At 71.0% G+C, this 18,331-nt stretch carries 17 protein-coding genes and 1 pseudogene; 8 read left to right on the forward strand and 10 right to left on the reverse strand.

The genetic code is table 11. The features are described 5' to 3' along the window. Nucleotides 1-153: 153 nt before the first annotated feature. Nucleotides 154-609 (forward strand): nitroreductase family deazaflavin-dependent oxidoreductase, encoded by a 456-nt coding sequence (locus ABZ855_RS18335; protein ID WP_360807936.1) that lies wholly within the window; start codon nucleotides 154-156, stop codon nucleotides 607-609. A gap of 27 nt (nucleotides 610-636) precedes the next feature. Here ABZ855_RS18335 and ABZ855_RS18340 read toward each other — a convergent pair whose 3' ends face one another. After that, nucleotides 637-1,845, reverse strand: a complete 1,209-nt coding sequence (locus tag ABZ855_RS18340) for a geranylgeranyl reductase family protein (RefSeq protein ID WP_360808070.1) — start codon at nucleotides 1,843-1,845, stop codon at nucleotides 637-639. A gap of 135 nt (nucleotides 1,846-1,980) precedes the next feature. Between ABZ855_RS18340 and ABZ855_RS18345 the strand changes: the two genes are divergently transcribed. After that, nucleotides 1,981-3,336 (forward strand): dipeptidase, encoded by a 1,356-nt coding sequence (locus tag ABZ855_RS18345; RefSeq protein ID WP_360807938.1) that lies wholly within the window; start codon nucleotides 1,981-1,983, stop codon nucleotides 3,334-3,336. 19 nt (nucleotides 3,337-3,355) lie between these two features. On the opposite strand, the gene ABZ855_RS18350 is transcribed toward ABZ855_RS18345, so the two are convergent. After that, entirely contained in the window at nucleotides 3,356-4,411 is a 1,056-nt protein-coding gene (locus tag ABZ855_RS18350; protein ID WP_360807940.1) for an NUDIX domain-containing protein, read from the reverse strand. A 142-nt stretch (nucleotides 4,412-4,553) separates the two neighbouring features. Continuing rightward, entirely contained in the window at nucleotides 4,554-4,757 is a 204-nt protein-coding gene (locus tag ABZ855_RS18355) for a hypothetical protein (RefSeq protein ID WP_360807942.1), read from the reverse strand. Between the two features lie 121 nt (nucleotides 4,758-4,878). Between ABZ855_RS18355 and ABZ855_RS18360 the strand changes: the two genes are divergently transcribed. Continuing rightward, entirely contained in the window at nucleotides 4,879-5,322 is a 444-nt protein-coding gene (locus tag ABZ855_RS18360; protein WP_360807944.1) for an ester cyclase, read from the forward strand. Between the two features lie 146 nt (nucleotides 5,323-5,468). Here the strand turns inward: ABZ855_RS18360 and ABZ855_RS18365 are convergent, their stop codons facing one another. After that, complete coding sequence (locus tag ABZ855_RS18365) at nucleotides 5,469-6,425, reverse strand: ROK family protein (protein WP_360807946.1); 957 nt, start codon at nucleotides 6,423-6,425, stop codon at nucleotides 5,469-5,471. A gap of 273 nt (nucleotides 6,426-6,698) precedes the next feature. On the opposite strand from ABZ855_RS18365, the gene ABZ855_RS18370 reads away from it, so the two are divergent. Beyond that, nucleotides 6,699-7,736 (forward strand): LacI family DNA-binding transcriptional regulator, encoded by a 1,038-nt coding sequence (locus ABZ855_RS18370; RefSeq protein ID WP_360808072.1) that lies wholly within the window; start codon nucleotides 6,699-6,701, stop codon nucleotides 7,734-7,736. Between the two features lie 7 nt (nucleotides 7,737-7,743). Beyond that, nucleotides 7,744-8,553, forward strand: coding sequence for a hypothetical protein (locus tag ABZ855_RS18375; RefSeq protein WP_360807947.1), 810 nt, complete (start codon nucleotides 7,744-7,746; stop codon nucleotides 8,551-8,553). Between the two features lie 1,667 nt (nucleotides 8,554-10,220). On the opposite strand, the pseudogene ABZ855_RS18380 reads toward ABZ855_RS18375, so the two are convergent. Together ABZ855_RS18380 and ABZ855_RS18385 are read right to left on the reverse strand one after the other, a co-directional pair. Further along, nucleotides 10,221-11,027, reverse strand: a pseudogene (locus ABZ855_RS18380) (serine/threonine-protein kinase); the annotation flags it as partial. A 187-nt stretch (nucleotides 11,028-11,214) separates the two neighbouring features. Continuing rightward, nucleotides 11,215-12,513 carry an aldolase/citrate lyase family protein gene (locus tag ABZ855_RS18385; RefSeq protein ID WP_360807949.1) on the reverse strand — a complete coding sequence of 433 codons (1,299 nt, stop codon included), beginning with the start codon at nucleotides 12,511-12,513 and terminating at the stop codon, nucleotides 11,215-11,217. Nucleotides 12,514-12,704: 191 nt separating this feature from the next. Here ABZ855_RS18385 and ABZ855_RS18390 point away from each other — a divergent pair, with 191 nt between their 5' ends. Next, complete coding sequence (locus tag ABZ855_RS18390) at nucleotides 12,705-13,610, forward strand: endonuclease/exonuclease/phosphatase family protein (RefSeq protein ID WP_360807951.1); 906 nt, start codon at nucleotides 12,705-12,707, stop codon at nucleotides 13,608-13,610. 59 nt (nucleotides 13,611-13,669) lie between these two features. Here the strand turns inward: ABZ855_RS18390 and ABZ855_RS18395 are convergent, their stop codons facing one another. The 4 genes from ABZ855_RS18395 to ABZ855_RS18410 all read right to left on the reverse strand — a co-directional run bounded on the left by ABZ855_RS18395 (nucleotide 13,670) and on the right by ABZ855_RS18410 (nucleotide 16,909). Then, nucleotides 13,670-14,632 (reverse strand): electron transfer flavoprotein subunit alpha/FixB family protein, encoded by a 963-nt coding sequence (locus ABZ855_RS18395; protein ID WP_360807953.1) that lies wholly within the window; start codon nucleotides 14,630-14,632, stop codon nucleotides 13,670-13,672. An 80-nt stretch (nucleotides 14,633-14,712) separates the two neighbouring features. Further along, complete coding sequence (locus ABZ855_RS18400; protein ID WP_319203014.1) at nucleotides 14,713-15,498, reverse strand: electron transfer flavoprotein subunit beta/FixA family protein; 786 nt, start codon at nucleotides 15,496-15,498, stop codon at nucleotides 14,713-14,715. A 246-nt stretch (nucleotides 15,499-15,744) separates the two neighbouring features. Further along, a complete protein-coding gene (locus tag ABZ855_RS18405) occupies nucleotides 15,745-16,263 on the reverse strand; it encodes a flavin reductase family protein (protein ID WP_360807955.1) in 519 nt (172 codons plus the stop codon). Between the two features lie 232 nt (nucleotides 16,264-16,495). Then, nucleotides 16,496-16,909 carry a thioredoxin family protein gene (locus ABZ855_RS18410; protein ID WP_360807957.1) on the reverse strand — a complete coding sequence of 138 codons (414 nt, stop codon included), beginning with the start codon at nucleotides 16,907-16,909 and terminating at the stop codon, nucleotides 16,496-16,498. Nucleotides 16,910-16,985: 76 nt separating this feature from the next. Between ABZ855_RS18410 and ABZ855_RS18415 the strand changes: the two genes are divergently transcribed. Then, nucleotides 16,986-17,402, forward strand: coding sequence for a DUF4395 domain-containing protein (locus ABZ855_RS18415; protein ID WP_319203020.1), 417 nt, complete (start codon nucleotides 16,986-16,988; stop codon nucleotides 17,400-17,402). A gap of 190 nt (nucleotides 17,403-17,592) precedes the next feature. Continuing rightward, entirely contained in the window at nucleotides 17,593-18,321 is a 729-nt protein-coding gene (locus ABZ855_RS18420; protein WP_360807959.1) for a lysophospholipid acyltransferase family protein, read from the forward strand. The last annotated feature ends 10 nt before the right edge of the window (nucleotides 18,322-18,331 follow it).

Consider the following 18,331-nt stretch of genomic DNA (forward strand, 5'->3'; position numbering starts at 1 on the left):
TTTGAGTGTGCCATGCGTTCAGAGCAGTGCACACAAACGAGAGCATGGAACAAAAAAGAGAGCAGTGCTCTTGATTTGGAGCACCGATCTCCTGCACACTTCCCTTAAGCGCGAGCAAAGCGCGCTCTCCGGCCAGAACTCCAGGAGGACACCATGACGACGACGTCGGCCCACTACATGAAGCCCAAGGCGTTCGAACAGGCCATGAACGGACTGGTCGGCTGGCTCGCGCGTCACGGCGTGAGCCTCATGGGCACCGCCGAACTCTCCGTCCTCGGTCGCAAGAGCGGCGAATGGCGCCAGGTGCCCGTCAACCCGCTTCCGTACCCGGGCGGCCCGTACCTTGTGTCGGCGCGCGGCCACTCCGAATGGGTGCGGAACATGCGCGCCGCCGGCGGCGGACAGCTGAAAGTCGGCCGCCGGGTGCAGGAGTTCACCGCCGTCGAGCTGACCGACGCGGAGAAGCCGGCCGTGCTGCGCCCCTACCTCAAGAAGTGGGGCTGGGAGGTGGGGCGCTTCTTCGGCGACGTCGACGTCAACTCCACCGACGAGGAACTGCTCGCCGCCGCGCCCAAGCACCCCGTCTTCCGGATCACCGTCAAGTCGTGAACGCCCCGCGGACCTGTCCGCCGTGCCTCAGGGCCTGTCGAGCGCGGTCAGGGCGCGCCCGGCCAGCGGATGGGTGCGCACCAGCTCGCCCAGTGAGGTGGAGCCGCGGGTGATGTCCCGGAAGGCGTTCCACGCGGGGCGGAAGCCGGTCAGGGCGGCGTGGAAGACGCCGGGGCGCCGCTCGAACGCCTTCAGCATGCTCCGGCCGACAGCCATCTCCACGCCCAGTCCCGCCTTGATGGCGAACGCGTAGTTCAGGGCCTGGCGTCGCGTGTCCACAGCGTCGTGGGCCTCCGCGATCCGGACCGCCCACTCCCCCGCGAGCCGCCCCGAGCGCAGCGCGAACGAGATGCCCTCCCGGGTCCAGGGCTCCAGCAGGCCCGCCGCGTCACCGCAGACCAGTACCCGGCCGCGGGAGAGCGGCGAGTCGTCGGCCCGGCAACGGGTCAGATGGCCGGAGGAGATGCTCGGCTCGAAGCCGGCCAGCCCCAGCCGGGCGACGAAGTCCTCGAGATACCGCTTGGTGGCCGCGCCCTCTCCGCGCGCCGAGATCACACCGACCGTCAGCGTGTCCCCCTTGGGGAACACCCAGCCGTAACTGCCGGGCATCGGGCCCCAGTCGATGAGCACCCGCCCCTGCCAGTCCTCGGCGACGGTCGGCGGCACCGGGATCTCCGCCTCCAGACCCAGATCCACCTGGTCGAGTTTCACCCCGACGTGTGCTCCTATGCGGCTGGCGCTGCCGTCCGCGCCCACCACCGCGCGGGCCAGCACCGTCTCACCGCCCTGTGTGACGACGGCGACCGTCCGCCGGTCCGGCACCGCCGAGCCGTGCTGCTCGACCCGGGACACCGAGACGCCCGTACGCAGCTCGGCGCCCGCCTTCTGGGCGTGCTCGACGAGTTGCTGGTCGAACTCGGGCCGGTTGATCAGCCCGAACAGCATCTGCTTGGAACGGCGAGTGCGGGTGAAACGGCCGTTGTTGGAGAAGGTGACCGCGTGCACCTTGTCCCTGAAGGGGAGTTCGAAGCCGGGCGGCAGGGAGTCCCGGGAGGGGCCGATGATTCCGCCGCCGCACGTCTTGTAGCGCGGCAGTTCCGCCTTCTCCAGCAACAGCACGCTGCGGCCGGCGACCGCCGCCGCGTACGCGGCCGAAGCCCCCGCCGGTCCCGCGCCCACCACGACGACGTCCCACACCTGCGCCACGTCGTCCGACGAAGAGTTCTCGCTGCTCACGATGGTCTGCTGCTCCTGGTCCATCCGTCTGCCGCACCTGTTCCTCCGCATCCTACGGCGGGCGTCGCCACAGTCCGCTGTGGGAGGATCACAGGACTTGTCTCGTACAACGTCGCACCCACAAGGAGCGTGCCCATGTCCTCGAATCCGGTCGCCGAGACCGTCGCCTCCCTGATGCCGAGGGCCCGGGCGGAACTCACCGAACTGGTGGCGTTCAAGTCGGTGGCGGACTTCGAGCAGTTCCCGAAGAGCGAGAGCGAGGCCGCCGCGAACTGGGTCGCGGACGCGCTGCGCGCCGACGGCTTCCAGGACGTGGCCCTGCTCGACACCCCGGACGGCACCCAGTCGGTGTACGGCTTCCTGCCCGGCCCCGAGGGCGCCAAGACCGTGCTCCTCTACGCCCACTACGACGTACAGCCGCCGCTCGACGAGGCCGGCTGGATCAGCCCGCCGTTCGAGCTGACCGAGCGCGACGGCCGCTGGTACGGGCGCGGCGCCGCCGACTGCAAGGGCGGCCTCATCATGCACCTGCTCGCGCTGCGCGCCCTTCGGGCGAACGGCGGGGTGCCGGTCAACGTCAAGGTGATCGCCGAGGGTTCGGAGGAAATGGGCACGGGCGGTCTCGAGCGGTACGCCGAGGAACACCCCGAACTGCTCGCCGCCGACGCGATCGTCATCGGCGACGCGGGCAACTTCCGCGTCGGCCTGCCGACGGTCACCTCGACGCTGCGCGGGATGACCATGCTGCGGGTCAAGGTCGACACCCTGGAGGGCAACCTCCACTCGGGCCAGTTCGGCGGGGCCGCGCCCGACGCGCTGGGCGCCCTGATCCGCGTACTCGACTCACTGCGCGCCGAGGACGGTTCGACGACGGTCGACGGGCTCACGGACGACGCGGTGTGGGACGGCCTCCAGTACGACGAGGAGCAGTTCCGTACGGACGCCAAGGTGCTCGACGGGGTGGAGCTGATCGGCTCCGGCCCGGTCGCCGACCGGATCTGGGCGCGCCCGGCGGTCACCGTCCTCGGCATCGACTGCCCGCCGGTGGTCGGCGCGACCCCGTCCGTGCAGGCGAGCGCCCGCGCCCTGGTCAGCCTGCGGGTGCCGCCGGGCGTGGACGCGGCGGCGGCGACCAAGCTCCTGGAGGCGCATCTGACGGCGCACACGCCGTGGGGTGCGCGGGTGAGCATGGAACAGATCGGCCAGGGCCAGCCGTTCCGCGCCGACACCGCGAGCCCGGCGTACGAGGCGATGGCCGAGGCCATGGCGGTCGCGTTTCCGGGCCAGGAGATGCAGTACGCGGGCCAGGGCGGCTCGATCCCCCTGTGCAACACCCTCGCGTCGCTCTACCCCCGGGCCGAGATCCTGCTGATCGGCCTGAGCGAGCCGGAGGCCCAGATCCACGCGGTGAACGAGAGCGTGTCCCCGGAGGAACTGGAGCGCCTGTCGGTGACAGAGGCCCTGTTCCTCCGGAACTACGCCGCGTCCTGAGTCCGCCGGGAACCATGTCCTACTCCACCTCGGCCTGTCCCACGGCCACCCCCGCCTCCAGATAGAGCGCGGCGCCCAACTCGCGCGCCCGCAGCGCCCCGCGCAGGCGCTCGTAGCGCACGGGCGGCAACAGGCCGGCGGCCTCTTCCTCGGTGACGAAGCGCCAGCCGCGCAGTTCGGGGCCGGGCAGCAATAGCTGCCCGGCGACGGCGCTGTCGAGCCGCCCCCCGTCGAAGAGGAGGCGCAGCCCGCCGTGGCCGGGCGGCGCGGGCGACTCCCAGTCGATGACGAGGAGCCGGGGTACGTCGGTGAGGTGGATGCCCGTCTCCTCGGCGACCTCGCGCATGCCCGCGCGCGCGGGTGCCTCGCCCCGCTCGACGACTCCGCCGGGGAATTCCCAGCCCGCCTTGTAGGTGGGGTCGACGAGCAGGACCCGGTCCTGTTCGTCGAAGAGCAGGACCCCGGAGGCCACGGTCTCACCGGTGGGTTCCGGGGTCTGCACGATGTCGCACACGGGTGCGGTCCCGCTGCTGACGGCTTCGGCGATCCGTACGGCCGTCTCGTACGGGGTGAGGGCGCTGGTGTCGACCGGGTGCGCGTCGGCGGTGAGCCAGGAGGCGAGCGCCGTCCGGTAGGGCTCGATCTGGTCGTACGACCACTGGCGTACGCGTATTTCCGCGTCCGGGAGGTCCGGTGGGACCTCGCGGGTGGCTATTCGTTCGCGCAGGATCGTTTCCGCCGGGGCGAGGAGCACATGCCGGACCGTGATCCGGCGGGCGGCGAGACCGCCGAAGATCTCGTCACGGTACTCCTGGCGGAGAAGCGTCATGGGCACCACGAGGGTGCCGCCGAGCTCCGCGAGCAGGGCGGCGGCAGTGTCCACCACGAGCCGACGCCAGATCGGCAGATCCTGGAAGTCACCGACCTCCGCGAGGCGCTTGGGTGGCAGCAGTTGTGCGAGTGCCCCGCCGATGACCTCGGGGTCGAAGAGCGTGCTGTTCGGGATCAGTTCGATCAGTTCGCGTGCGGTGGTGGTCTTACCCGCACCGAACGCGCCGTTGACCCAGACGATCACGTTTCCCCCTCTTCTGTTGGACCCCTGAGGCTTGCCCGTTCCACCCTGCCACGGAAACCAGATCCAGTTGAGGCCGCCGACACAGTGGCGCCGGTGCCCCGCCACACGGGACACCGGCGCCACTCGAACCACTTCCGGCCTGTCAGCCGTTGGTGCTGTCGCCTCCCAGCGCGTTCTCGTCCACGGCCAGGCTGTCGCCGGCGACGGTGTGGTCGAGGGTGCTGAGCGTGTCGTCCACGCTCAGATCGCCCAGGGCGTCGGCCCCGAGACCGTGGGAGGGGGTGATCGCCGCGACGACGAACCCGGTGGCGAGGGAGGCGATGGCGAGCATGCTGCGCTTCTTCATGCCCGGTTCAACTGCCGAACAGGGCCGGGGGTCACGGTGTTCGCGCACCGTGTCACATTCCTGGCTCCCCTGCCGTCCTCCTTTTCGAAGACTCCGTCCACCGACCACAGGAGAGACCGCGATGTCGTCGACAACCGGCACTACGGACAACGCAGCGACCCTCGACCGCCTCCACTCCGCCGTGAACAGCGGCGACCTGGACATCGTCTCGAAGGCCATCGACGAGCTCGTCGCACCGGACGTGCTCTTCCACGCGCCGGTACCGATGGGCGCCACGGGCGCGGAGGCCATGAAACGGGTGTGGGAGGTGCTGCTGCGCGCGTTCCCCGACATCCGCGTCACCGTCGAGGAGACGATCGCGGAGGGCGACAAGGTCGTCTCCAGGAACACCGTGACCGGGACCCACCGGGGCGAGTACCAGGGCCTGCAGCCCACCGGCAGGACCGTCACCTACGGCGAGATCTTCATCTGCCGGTTCGCCGAAGGGCGGATCATCGAGATCCGGGGAGTCGTCGACGTCCTCACGCAGCTGCGCCAGCTCGGCGCCCTGCCGGCACCGTCCTGACGCGCCCACGGCACGGCGGTGCACGGCAGGCCGGAACCTCCTGGCGAGGCCGGGTCCCCGACCCGACCCCTTCCAACAGGTCCTGCCGTGCACGTCACTTCACCGGTTGCGCCCCGACGCGGTGACCGGACCGTCCCCGCAGGGCCTCACACGCTCGTCTGAGCCGTGTCGTCCGCCCTGCGGGTCAGCGCCGCCGCTGCCGCGCCGACCAGGCCCGCGTCCGTGCCCATCTGCGCCGGTACGACCTCCAGGCGGTGCACGAACGACAGGGTCGCGTAGGTCTTCAGCGCCGCGCGCAGGGGCGTGAACAGGATGTCGCCGGCCTTCCCCACGCCGCCGCCGATCACGGCGACGTCGATCTCCACGAGGGTCGCTGTGGCGGCGATGCCCGCCGCCAGCGCCTGGGCCGCGCGCTCGAAGGAGGCGACGGCGACCGGGTCGCCGGACCGCGCCGCCTCCGCGACGGCGGCGGCCGAGGTGTCCCCGCCGGGGCCCGGCTGCCAGCCGTTCGCCAGCGCCCGGCGCGCGATGTTGGGGCCGCTGGCGATGCGCTCCACGCAGCCGCGGGAGCCGCAGGCGCACGGGTCGCCGTCGAGTTCGACGCTGATGTGCCCGATGTGGCCCGCGTTGCCGGTGGGGCCCGGGTGCAGTCGCCCATTGAGGACCAGGCCGCCGCCGACACCGGTCGAGACGACCATGCACAGCGCGTTGTCGTGGCCGCGGGCGGCGCCCTGCCAGTGTTCGGCCGCGGTGATGGCCACGCCGTCCCCGATCAGTTCGACGGGCAGGCCACCGGTCGCGGCGCGAACCCGCTCCACGAGCGGATAGCCGCGCCAGCCGGGCACGTTCACCGGGCTCACCGTGCCCGCGGAGGCGTCCACCGGCCCCGCGCTGCCGATGCCGACGGCTGTCGCCCGTCTCCACAGCGACGACCCGGTCAGCTCCGCGAGGACCTCCTCCACGGCCCTCATCACGGTTTCCCCGTCCTCACGGGCGGGCGTAGGGCGCTGTGCGCGCTGCAGGATCCGGCCGTGGCCGTCCACCAGCGCTCCGGCGATCTTGGTTCCGCCGATGTCGAGCGCGGCCACGAGGTCGGTGTGCATCAGTGTCGGATCTCCCTGTCAACCTGGCGAAATGCGGGGGCAGACCGGTCTGATGGTGGGGGCGCAGGCCGGAGTTGATGGTGGACAGTGTCCCCTGCATCTGACAACGTTGTCCAGGCTCTATGCTCGATGCCACATCCTCATACACAACAAGGGACGGCGCATCCCCCGGACGCACCACGGTCCGGAAGCTCAGGCATCTCGGTCCGGAGGCTCAGGCTGACCGCCGTGGACCGCCGTCACCCCCTCGACGACAGGACAGGACTGCGCATCGTGGCCGACACCGCCCGCCGCCCGGAGAACCGCTACGGCAACCGTCCGACCATGAAGGACGTGGCCGCGCGTGCCGGGGTCGGTCTGAAGACGGTCTCCCGTGTCGTCAACAGCGAACCCGGGGTCACCCCGGAGACCGAGCGTCGCGTCCAGGAGGCCATCGACGCGCTGGGGTTCCGCCGCAACGACAGCGCGCGGGTGCTGCGCAAGGGCAGTACGGCGTCCATCGGCCTCGTCCTGGAGGACCTCGCCGACCCGTTCTACGGCCCCCTGAGCCGGGCGGTCGAGGAGATCGCCCGGGCGCACGGCGCGCTGCTCATCAACGGGTCGAGCGCCGAGGACCCGGACCGCGAGCAGGAGCTGGTGCTGGCGCTGTGCGCACGACGCGTGGACGGGCTGGTGATCATTCCGGCCGGTGACGACCACCGCTATCTGGAGCCCGAGTTGAAGGCGGGCGTCGCCACCGTGTTCGTGGACCGGCCGGCCGGGCGGATCGACGCCGATGTGGTCCTGTCGGACAGTTTCGGCGGCGCTCGCGACGGTGTGGCGCATCTGATCGCGCACGGACACCGCCGGATCGGTTTCATCGGCGACATGCCCCGCATCCACACCGCCGCCGAGCGGCTTCGCGGCTACCGCGCCGCGATGGAGGACGCCGGCATACCGGTCGAGGACGAGTGGATGTCGCTCGGCGTCACCGACCCGGAGCGGGTGCGCCGCGCGGCCGAGGAGATGCTCGCCGGACCGTCCCCGGTCACGGCGATCTTCGCGGGAAACAACCGGGTGACGGTGACGGTCGTCCGGGTCCTCGCCGAGCACCGCCGTGCCGTCGCCCTCGTGGGCTTCGACGACTTCGAACTCGCCGACCTGCTCCAGCCGGGCGTCACTGTCGTCGCCCAGGACTCGGCCCAGCTCGGCCGTACGGCCGCCGAACGCCTCTTCCGCCAGCTGGACGGCACTCTGCTCACCCCGGAGCGCATCGAACTCCCGACCCGTCTGATCACCCGGGGCTCGGGAGAACTGCCCCCGGCGGACTGACCGGCGGATGCCCACACTCGAGTCCCTCGGCCTCGCCGGGGCCCCGCGCGAGCACCCGCTCACCTACCCGGGCGCATGGCCGAGCGAGTCCGGGATCCTGGACGGCGACCGGTTCCTTCCTCTCCCCGTCGGCCCGCCGCCCGGCCTCTCCAGCGTTTTCCCCGACCGGGCGCCCGTCCTCGCCGTCGGCTCCAACGCGTGCCCGGGTCAACTGCGGCACAAGATGGCGGAGTTCGACATCCGTGAGCCGCTCCCGATGACCCGGGCCCTGGTCACCGGGCTCGAGGTCGGCGTCTCGGCGCATGTGAGCCGACTGGGATATGTGTCCGCCTCGCCCTTCAACTCCCCCGGTAACGTACGGGAGTTGTTCGTCACCTGGCTCGACGCGGACCAGTTGGCCGTCATCGACGCCAGCGAGGGAGTGCCGGTGCCGACGGGCCCCTACGACCGTGCCTGGCTCCCCTCCCCGGAGGTGGGCGTCGAGTTGGAGTCCGGCGAGCGGCTTTCCGGCGTGTACGCGTACATCAATCGGCGCGGTGTGCTGCACGACGGTGCGGGAAGTCCGCGCCGGCACCCGGGAGAACGCCGGCTGCTCACCGAACTCCTCGACGAATCAGCGGGTTTGCGGAACCTGTTCGGCGACACACCGGAAGAGTTCTGCGCCCGGGCCCGTTTCGACAGGGAGCGGTGCGACCGGGGCACCCTGCTGTTCGCGGAGGAGGGGCTGGTGGTCCCGTCCGGCCTGGAGCCGTACGTACGGGCTCAGCACAGCGGGAGTCCGGGCACCGGGCTGTCGTTGTCGCCGCCCTTGATGTAGACGTCGCTGACATAGACACCGGCGTTGCCGCTGTCGTCGTCGGTCTTCGCCCACCAGACGTTCGTCCACTGGCCGTAGGTCTCGCGCCTGCCCAGGTTCTGCTGACAGTAGAAGTAGTTGATACCGGCGTTGAGGACACCGACCTCGGCACCGGACGCGGTGTAGGACTTCGCGGTGCGCCAGACCGAGCAGTCGTACTTGCCGTCACCTTTCGACTCGCACGCGGGGGCGGGGCTGGGGGCCGGGGTGGGAGCGGGGGTGGGCGTCACGTCTCCGCCCGTACCACTCCCGCCGGCCGCGCCTGTTCCGGCGGTCGGGCCGGTGCCACCGGAAGTGCCGCCGGAGGTGCCGCCACCCGTCGTGCCGCTTTCCGAGGTCTGTGCCGGGGTCGGGGCGGCGCTGGAGCTGCGGTTCGTCGGCGGGGACTCGGACTTGGCGGCGCCCTTGCCGGCGGGCGTGGGCTCGACGGAGGGGTCCGCGCTGGCCTTGCCGGTTCCCTTGGAGTGCTCGGCGACGCTGCTGCCCTCGGACGCCACACGCCGACCGTTCGCCTCGCTCTCGGCCTCGTCACCGAGCAGCGCCACGGTAATTCCGGCGGCAGCGAGAACCACGGCGACGGCCGCAACGGCGAGCAACGCGCGTCCCCTGCGGCGGGGTTGGGCGGAAACGGGCACCGGGACAGTGAACGTGGTCGGAGCCGCGAGGTAGCCGGGTTCCGGCTCACCGACGTCAGGCAGAGAGCCGACGGGACCGAATCCGGGCGTCACGGATGCCATCGGCGCAGGTGACCCGAAGCCGGGCGGCGAGGCGGGCAGCGGGGCTCCAGAGGCGGGCGACGCCTGCGCGGCTCCGGAAGCCGGCGACGCAGGCTGCGTGGATTCGGAAGCATGGGGTGTCGGCTGCGCGGCTCGGCCGGAGGGCCACGCCTGCTCGGCGGCTCCATAGGCAGACGACGCAGGCTGCACGGACCCGGATGCGGGCGACGCCTGCTCGGCGGCCCCCGAAGCCGGCGACGCAGGCTGCGTGGATTCGGAAGCATGGGGTGTCGGCTGCGCGGCTCGGCCGGAGGGCCACGCCTGCTCGGCGGCTCCATAGGCAGACGACGCAGGCTGCACGGCTTCGGAGGCGTGCGACGCCGAACTGGCGACTCCAAAGGCAGGCAACGTCGACTGCGGGGCTCCAGAGGCAGGTATTGCCGGTTGCGCGGCTCGAGCGGAGGGCGACACTTGCTCGGCGACTCCGGAGGCGGGCGGGGCCTGCCCGGCGGCCCCCGAAGCGGGCGGCGCAAGCTGCGCGGGACCCGAAGCCGGCGCCGCCAGCCCAGCCACTCCATGAGCAGGCGACGTCGACCGCGGGGCTCCGGAGGCGGGCGGCGCAGGCTGCGTGGGAGCGGAAACGGGCGCGGCTTCAGGAGCGGGCTGCGGGCCGGCCGGGCCGGGGCTCGGCGGGGGCGGCGCGTTCAGCGGCGGTGGGGGCGTCTCGGGCTCAGTCGCTTCGTTCTCCGCTGCCTGGGGTCCAGCGTTGCCGGCCGTCCCGGACAACCGCAGCCCCGTCGTCGGCGTGTCCGTGGCGCCGGTCGAGGGCAACGCCGGAGCACCGCTCGGGGGCGCGCCCGCACCGCCCGTAGGGGTGCTCGTGGCGCCGCCCGGAGGCGTGCCCGTGGCCGATGCCACTGCCTCGAGCAGGCTCCGCGCCGTTTCCGCGTTCGGGCGCTCCTCCGGTGCCTTGGCCATCAGTTGCCGTAGGACCGGGCCCAGGGCGCCGGCCCTGCGGGGGTCCGGGAGGGGTTCCGCCACGATCGCGGTGAGGGTGGACCAGGTCGACGTACGGCGGAAGGGCGAGGTGCCCTCGACGGCCGCGTACAGCGTGGCACCCAGGGCCCAGATGTCCGACGCCGGGCCGGGAGCGTTGCCCTGGGCCCGTTCGGGGGCCAAGTAGTCCAGGGAGCCCACTAGTTCACCGCTGCGGGTGAGGTTCGTGGCCGAGCCGTCGCCGGGGTCCTCCATCGTGGCGATGCCGAAGTCGGTGAGAACGACCCGGCCGGAGGTCTCCAGCAGGATATTGCCCGGCTTCACGTCCCGGTGCAGCACGCCGACGCGGTGCGCGGCGGCCAGCGCGTCCATGACCTGGGCGCCGATTCCGGCCACCTCGCGCGGGTCCAGGGTGCCGCGCTCGCTCAGGACGTCGTCCAGGGAGCGGCCGTCGACCAGTTCCATGACGATCAGGGGGCGGCCGTCGATCTCCGCGACATCATGGACGGCGACCACTCCGCGGTGGCGGATCCGGGCCGCGGCCCGGGCCTCGCGCTGCATCCGCAGCCGCAGGGCGGCCAGTTCAGGTGCGGCGGCGTCAGTGAAGGTGCGCAGTTCCTTCACCGCGACCTCACGGCCGAGGACCTCGTCGACCGCGCGCCAGACGACTCCCATGCCCCCGCGCCCGAGCCGGTCGACGACCCGGTAGCGGCCGGCCAGCAGACGACCGGCCCCGGTCGTCCCGCCCGCCGCCCGCTCCTCCGGCTGTCCGGCCGTCTGTCCGTGCTCCGGCGAAGACACCACTGCCCCGTTCGTGTGACCCACTCATGCGTTCGTACAGATTACGTGGGTGACAGGTGCCCTTCAGCACAGCCCGCCCAGCCGTGGGGCAGGCCAGCATCGTGGCGCTCTAGAGCGTCGCCGGCGTGTGTCCAGGTCGGGCGAAGCCCTCCAGGTCCGACCGGGTGAGGCCGTTCGTCGCCAGGGTTACCTCCGCCGTGTCCAGGGCGCCGCAGTCCAGGCCGCGCAGCAGATAGCCGCTGAGGGCCTTGGCGGTGGCGGGCTCGTCCATGACGTCGCCCCCGGCGCGGTTGGCGTAGCGGGACAGGCGGGCGGCGGCCTGTTCGTAGCCCTCGCGGTAGAAGGCGAAGACGGCCGCGTACCGGGTCGGGATGTGCCGGGGGTGCATGTCCCAGCCCTGGTAGTAGGCGCGGGCGAGGGCGCGGCGGGTGAGGCCGTAGTGCAGACGCCAAGCCGCGTGGACGTGCTCGGTCGGGCCGACGGGCAGGACGTTGGTGGAGCCGTCCGAGACGCGTACGCCGGTGCCCGCAGCCGCGACCTGCATGATCGCCTTGGCGTGGTCGGCGGCCGGGTGGTCGCTGGCCTGGTGGGCGGCGGAGACGCCCAGGCAGGCGCTGTAGTCGAAGGTGCCGTAGTGCAGGCCGGTGGCGCGGCCATCGGCGGCCTGGATCATCCGGGCGACTGTGGCCGTGCCGTCGGTGGCGAGGATGGCCTGGCTGGTCTCGATCTGGATCTCGAAGCCGAGCCTGCCGGGCGTGAGGCCGCGCGCCTTCTCGAATTCCTCCAAGAGCCTGACCATCGCCGTGACCTGCTCGGCGTATGTCACCTTGGGAAGGGTGAGGACCAGCCCCTCGGGGAGTCCGCCGGCGTCCATCAGACCGGTGAGGAAGATGTCGAGGGTGCGGATGCCCCGGTCGCGTACCGGCGCCTCCATGCACTTCATCCGGATGCCCATGTAGGGGGCGGCCGTGCCCTTCGCGTACGCCTCGGCGATCAGACGGGCCGCGCGGGCCGCCGTCTCGTCCTCCTCGGCGTCCGGGCGGGGGCCGTAGCCGTCCTCGAAGTCGACGCGCAGGTCCTCGATCGGTTCACGCTCCAGTTTGGCGCGGACACGGTCGTGGACGGGTTCGGCGAGGTCGTCGGACAGGCCGAGGACCGCGGCGAGGGAGGCGGCGTCGGGGGCGTGCTCGTCCAGGGCGGCGAGGGCCTGGTCGCCCCAGGAGCGGATGGTGTCCGCCGCGAAGACGTCGCCGGGGACGTACACCGTGTGGACGGGCTGGCGGGTGCCGGGGTCTCCGGGGTAGCGGCGCGCCAACTCCGCGTCGACCGGGGCGAGGGAGGCACTGATCCCCTCGCTGACGGTGCCCGCGAGGCTCGTCGTCACGTTTTCCTGCCGGCCCTGCACCATCAAGAACCCTCCGCATTCCGCAGTACGGAATCATTGATCCGCATAACGAAGCTAGTCGTCGATCTTCGCCCGGGTCAACACCGTCTCGAGGTGTGATTCCCGATCCTCTTGCCAGGTCACTGCTGATCCGGGCGCCCTCTTCCGTATTCAGTGGGCAAGGATCATTCTGACTCCGAAGGGGAGGGGATCGCGTGCCGAGAGAGATCGGAGTGACGCGTCGTCACGGACTCAAGTCCGTTGCGGCCGCCGCCATCGCCATGCCGCTGCTGACCACGGCGGGTTCGTCGATACCGGCGGCTGCCGGCGGGCACGCGGACCCGTTGAACGTCATGACGTTCAACGTGCGTTTCGCGACCGTGATCGACAAGACGCCGCGCTGGTCCGTGCGTCGTCCGGTGATGCGGGAGCTGTTGCGTCGCGAGCGACCCCACGTCATCGGGACCCAGGAAGGGCTCTACCAGCAGGTGCGCGCGATCGAGAAGGATCTCGGCGGGCACTACGACTGGATCGGTACCGGCCGGGGCGGTGGCAGCAAGGACGAGTTCATGGCGGTCTTCTACGACACCCGGAGACTGGAACCGCTCGAGTTCGATCACTTCTGGCTGTCCGACACGCCGTACACGATCGCCTCCAACACCTGGGGCGCGGACTGGCTGCGCATGGTGACCTGGGTGAGGTTCGCCGATCTCGCCGACGGGAGGCGGGAGTTCTACGTCCTCAACACCCATCTGGACAACGTCAGCCAGTACGCCCGGGAGCGTTCAGCGAAGCTGATCGGCAAGACGATCGCCGGGTGGGACGCGTCGAAGCCGGTTGTCGTGACCGGCGACTTCAACTCGGCCGCCCACGAGAACCGGGTGTACGACCTGATGCTGGGGAACGGGCTCGTGGACACCTGGGACACGGCGGCCTCGCGCGGCCCGGCGTACGGGACACTCAACGGCTACCGGGCACCCGTACTGGGCGGCCGGCGCATCGACTGGATCCTGACCTCACCCGGGGTGACCACACACCGGGCGGCGGTCAACACCTTCTCCGTCGACGGGATGTACGCGAGCGACCATCTGCCGGTGCAGGCCTCGCTGACCCTGGGATGAGCTGAGACCCCCGGGACCGGTCGTGCGGTCGCGGGGGCCTCGACGGCTCAGGAGGCTGCTCAGCCCTTGCGGGCGTTGATCTCCTCGGTGAGCTGCGGGACGACGTCGAAGAGGTCGCCGACGACGCCGTAGTCGACGAGGTCGAAGATCGGGGCCTCGGAGTCCTTGTTGACGGCCACGATGGTCTTCGAGGTCTGCATACCGGCGCGGTGCTGGATGGCGCCGGAGATGCCGTTGGCGATGTACAGCTGCGGCGAGACGGACTTGCCGGTCTGGCCGACCTGGTTGGTGTGCGGGTACCAGCCGGCGTCCACCGCGGCGCGGGAGGCACCGACGGCCGCGCCGAGGGAGTCGGCGAGCGCCTCGATGAGCGGGAAGTTCTCGGCGCCGTTGACGCCACGGCCGCCGGAGACGACGATCGCGGCCTCGGTCAGCTCCGGACGGCCGGTCGACTCGCGCGGGGTGCGCCCGGTGACCTTGGTGCCCGTGGCCTGCGCGGAGAAGGTGACCTCCAGTGCCTCGACGGCACCGGCGGCCGGGGCGGCCTCGACGGCGGCCGAGTTCGGCTTGACCGTGATGACCGGGGTGCCCTTGGCGACGCGGGACTTGGTGGTGAAGGACGCGGCGAACGCGGACTGCGTGGCGACCGGGCCCTCGTCACCGGCCTCGAGGTCGACGGCGTCGGTGATGATGCCGGAGCCGATGCGCAGCGCGAGGCGGGCGGCGATCTCCTTGCCCTCGGCGGAGGAGGGGACCAGCACGGCGGCCGGGGACACGGCCTCGTAGGCGGCCTGGAGGGCGTCGACCTTCGGGACGACGAGGTAGTCGGCGTACTCGGCGGCCTCGTGGGTGAGGACCTTGACGGCGCCGTGCTCGGCGAGGACGGCGGCGGTGTCGGCGGCACCGGCACCCAGCGCCACCGCGACCGGCGAACCGATGCGGCGGGCGAGCGTCAGCAGCTCCAGGGTGGGCTTGCGGACGGCACCGTCCACGTGATCGACGTAGACGAGAACTTCAGCCATGGGACTTCTACTCTCCTGCTTGCGGAAGATGAGGGGCGGTCGGCGAGTCGGGGCTCACGGAGATGAGCTCCGGACGGGGCCTAGATGAACTTCTGGCCCGCGAGGAACTCGGCGAGCTGCTTGCCGCCCTCGCCCTCGTCCTTGACGATCGTGCCGGCCGTGCGCGCCGGGCGCTGGGTCGCGGAGTCGACCACCGAGTAGGCGCCTTCCAGACCGACTTCCTCGGCCTCCAGGTCGAGGTCGGACAGGTCCCAGGCCTCCACCGGCTTCTTCTTGGCGGCCATGATGCCCTTGAAGGACGGGTAACGCGCCTCACCCGACTGGTCGGTGACCGACACGACGGCCGGGAGGGAGGCCTCCAGCTGCTCGGAGGCGGAGTCGCCGTCACGGCGGCCCTTGACGACACCGTCCTCGACGGAGACCTCGGAGAGCAGGGTGACCTGCGGAACACCCAGACGCTCGGCGAGCAGCGCCGGTACGACACCCATGGTGCCGTCGGTGGAGGCCATGCCGGAGATGACCAGGTCGAAGCCGGCCTTCTCGATGGCCTTGGCCAGCACGAGGGAGGTGCCGATGGCGTCGGTGCCGTGCAGGTCGTCGTCCTCGACGTGGATCGCCTTGTCGGCGCCCATCGAAAGGGCCTTGCGGAGCGCGTCCTTGGCGTCCTCGGGGCCGACGGTCAGGACCGTGATCTCGGCGTCGTCGGCCTCGTCGGCGATCTGCAGCGCCTGCTCGACGGCGTACTCGTCGAGCTCCGAGAGCAGACCGTCCACGTCGTCACGGTCGACGGTCAGGTCATCGGCGAAGTGCCGGTCGCCAGTGGCGTCGGGCACGTACTTCACAGTGACAACGATCCTCAAGCTCACGCCGGCTCTCCTACTGCATCGTCTGTTCCGGGCTGCCTTCCTGCAGGCAGCATAGGCGCCTCAAAGCGGCAGATCCCGATGGGGGCGACCCACGCTCCGAACTAAATATTACTCGCCAGTACACCCACTCGGCGTCCACTGAGCAAGCGCTTTGACGTGTGACCTTCGCAACGCAGCGTAACCGGAACCGGGCGCCCCCGCTCCGTCGCCAAAATCACACCACACCGACGGGCCGATCACGGACGGTCAGTCCCGGAGCCCGTTGAACCGGCCCTGGTGATAGAGCAGCGGACGTCCGGAACCCGCGGGATCGCCCGCCATGACCTCGGCCAGCACCACCCGGTGGTCGCCGGCCGGTACGCGTGCCAGGGGCCGGCACACCAGCCAGGCGAGGACGTCGTCGAGGACGGGCACCCCGTGGGGACCCTCGTGCCAGGCCGTGGGCGCGCCGAACCGGTCGGCGCCGCTACGGGCGAAGGTCGCGGCCAGCTCGTGCTGGTGCTCGCCGAGTATGTGCACGCCGACATGGTCGGCCTCGGCGACCGCGGGCCAACTGGAGGCCCCGGTGCTGATGCCGAAGGAGACGATCGGGGGTTCCGCGGAGACGGAGGCGAGGGAGGTCGCGGTGAAGCCGACGGGACCGGCGCTCCCCCGGGCGGTGATCACGGCGACACCGGCCGCGTGCTGCTGGAAGACCGAACGCAGAAGGTCGGGAGAGGCGGGAACGATGGACCGGGGGGAACCGAGGGCGGGCGTAGCGGTCATGGACTTGTCCTTCTGCGGGAGGCGGTGAGCTGGGCGGTGGCTGCTCAACGGCCCGGACAGCGCGCGCTCGCGGTGCGCACGAGGTCCACGTGGACGCGCGCGTGGAGAAGGAGTTCCGGAGGCATAGGGTCAGGCTGACGATAGTTGGCGTGCGCAGTCAAGTGGCTTCCGACATCTGGGAGATGCGTCACCGAACGCACCATCAGCGGAAGTACCGGAAACCCGGGCGCCCTCAAACGGCCTCCCCCAGCGCCGCGATGACCTCTTCCTTGCGCGGCTGCCCGGTCGCCCGCCGCACGATCCGCCCGTCGGCGTCGAGCACCAGCACGGTGGGCGTCTTGAGGATGTCGAGCCTGCGTACGAGGTCCAGGTGCTCCTCGGCGTCGATCTCGACGTGGGTGACGCCGGGGACGACACCGGCCACCTCCCCGAGGACGCGGCGGGTGGCCCGGCAGGGCGCGCAGAACGCGCTGGAGAACTGGACGAGCGTCGCCCGCTCACCGAGGGCCCCGCCCAACTCGGCGGCGCCGAGCCGCTTTCCGTCGTCGCGCACGCGCACGCGTACTCTCCCGCTCCGCCGCCGATGCAGCACTCCGAAGGCGCTCGCCGCCGCGAGCACCGCCACGCACATCACGATTCCGGTCATCCCCGGCTCCAGCGTTCATCAGACTGCAAAGATTCCCGACTGCTCAAAAAGGTTTCCGCTGCGGAATGATCGCTTCATGGACATTGATGTGAGGGGGCCGCGCTTCGGGGCGGCCGTGACGACCGTCGTTCTCGCGGTCGTACTGATCACCGGGAGCGCCTGGCTGCTGGCCTGGCAGACGCTGGCGTTCGCGCTGGGCGCGGCGGGCGGGGTCGGACGCTCCCCGTACGGCTGGCTGTTCCGCAAGGTTGTTCGTCCCCGGCTCGGCCCGCCGACGGAGTTCGAGGCACCCGAGCCGCCGCGGTTCGCACAGGCGGTCGGACTCGGCTTCGCGGTCGCGGGACTCGCCGGTTACGTACTGGGCGTGGAGTGGCTGGGGCTCGCGGCGACCGGGGCGGCGCTGGCCGCCGCTTTCCTCAACGCGGCCTTCGGATACTGCCTCGGGTGCGAGATGTACCTGGTCGTACGACGGGTGACGGTACGTACGGAGTAAAGGCTGCTTAAAAGCAGGAGGTCATCCGGGGATGACGTGACGATTATCTCGCGCCCGGCAGGCACGAGGGCTGGCCACTTGTCCGTTCTTGGGGCACGATCTGCGCATCGCTGTAAAACCTACGGCTGCGTAACTTCCCCGCCGGGAACCGCCTTCCCAGGCAGAGCAGAGAGAAGGGTCATCCCCGTCCATGGCTGAGCTTGTCTACCGTCCCGCCATCGGTCTCGCCCGGACATTGTTCAAGGCCTGGGACCTGAAGATCGACTTGAAGGGGACGGAGAACATCCCGCGCTCGGGTGGGGCGGTGCTGGTGAGCAACCACATCGGCTACCTGGACTTCATCTTCGACGGTCTCGCGGCGCTCCCGCAGAAGCGGCTGGTGCGCTTCATGGCGAAGGAGTCGGTGTTCCGGCACAAGGTCTCCGGCCCGCTGATGCGCAACATGAAGCACATCCCCGTGGACCGCAAGAACGGTGAGCAGGCGTACGCGCACGCGCTGGACTCGCTCCGCTCCGGCGAGATCGTCGGGGTCTTCCCCGAGGCCACGATCTCGCAGTCGTTCACGCTGAAGAGCTTCAAGTCCGGCGCCGCGCGCATGGCCCAGGAGGCGGGCGTCCCGCTGATCCCGATGGCCGTGTGGGGCACGCAGCGGCTGTGGACCAAGGGCCATCCGCGCAACTTCAAGCGCAGCCACATCCCGATCACGATCCGGGTGGGCGAGGCGATCGAGGCTTCGCGCGACAAGTACGCGGGGGCCATCACGCGGCAACTGCGTGAGCGGGTGAACGAGTTGCTCGAGGCGGCCCAGCGGGCGTACCCCGTTCACCCCAAGGGGCCGGACGACACGTGGTGGATGCCGGCGCATCTGGGAGGCACGGCGCCCACCCCGGAAGAGGTCCGGGAAACCGAGGCGCGCTAATTCCTGCCGG

This window comes from Streptomyces sp. NPDC047042, assembly GCF_040644035.1.
GTDB lineage: Bacteria > Actinomycetota > Actinomycetes > Streptomycetales > Streptomycetaceae > Streptomyces.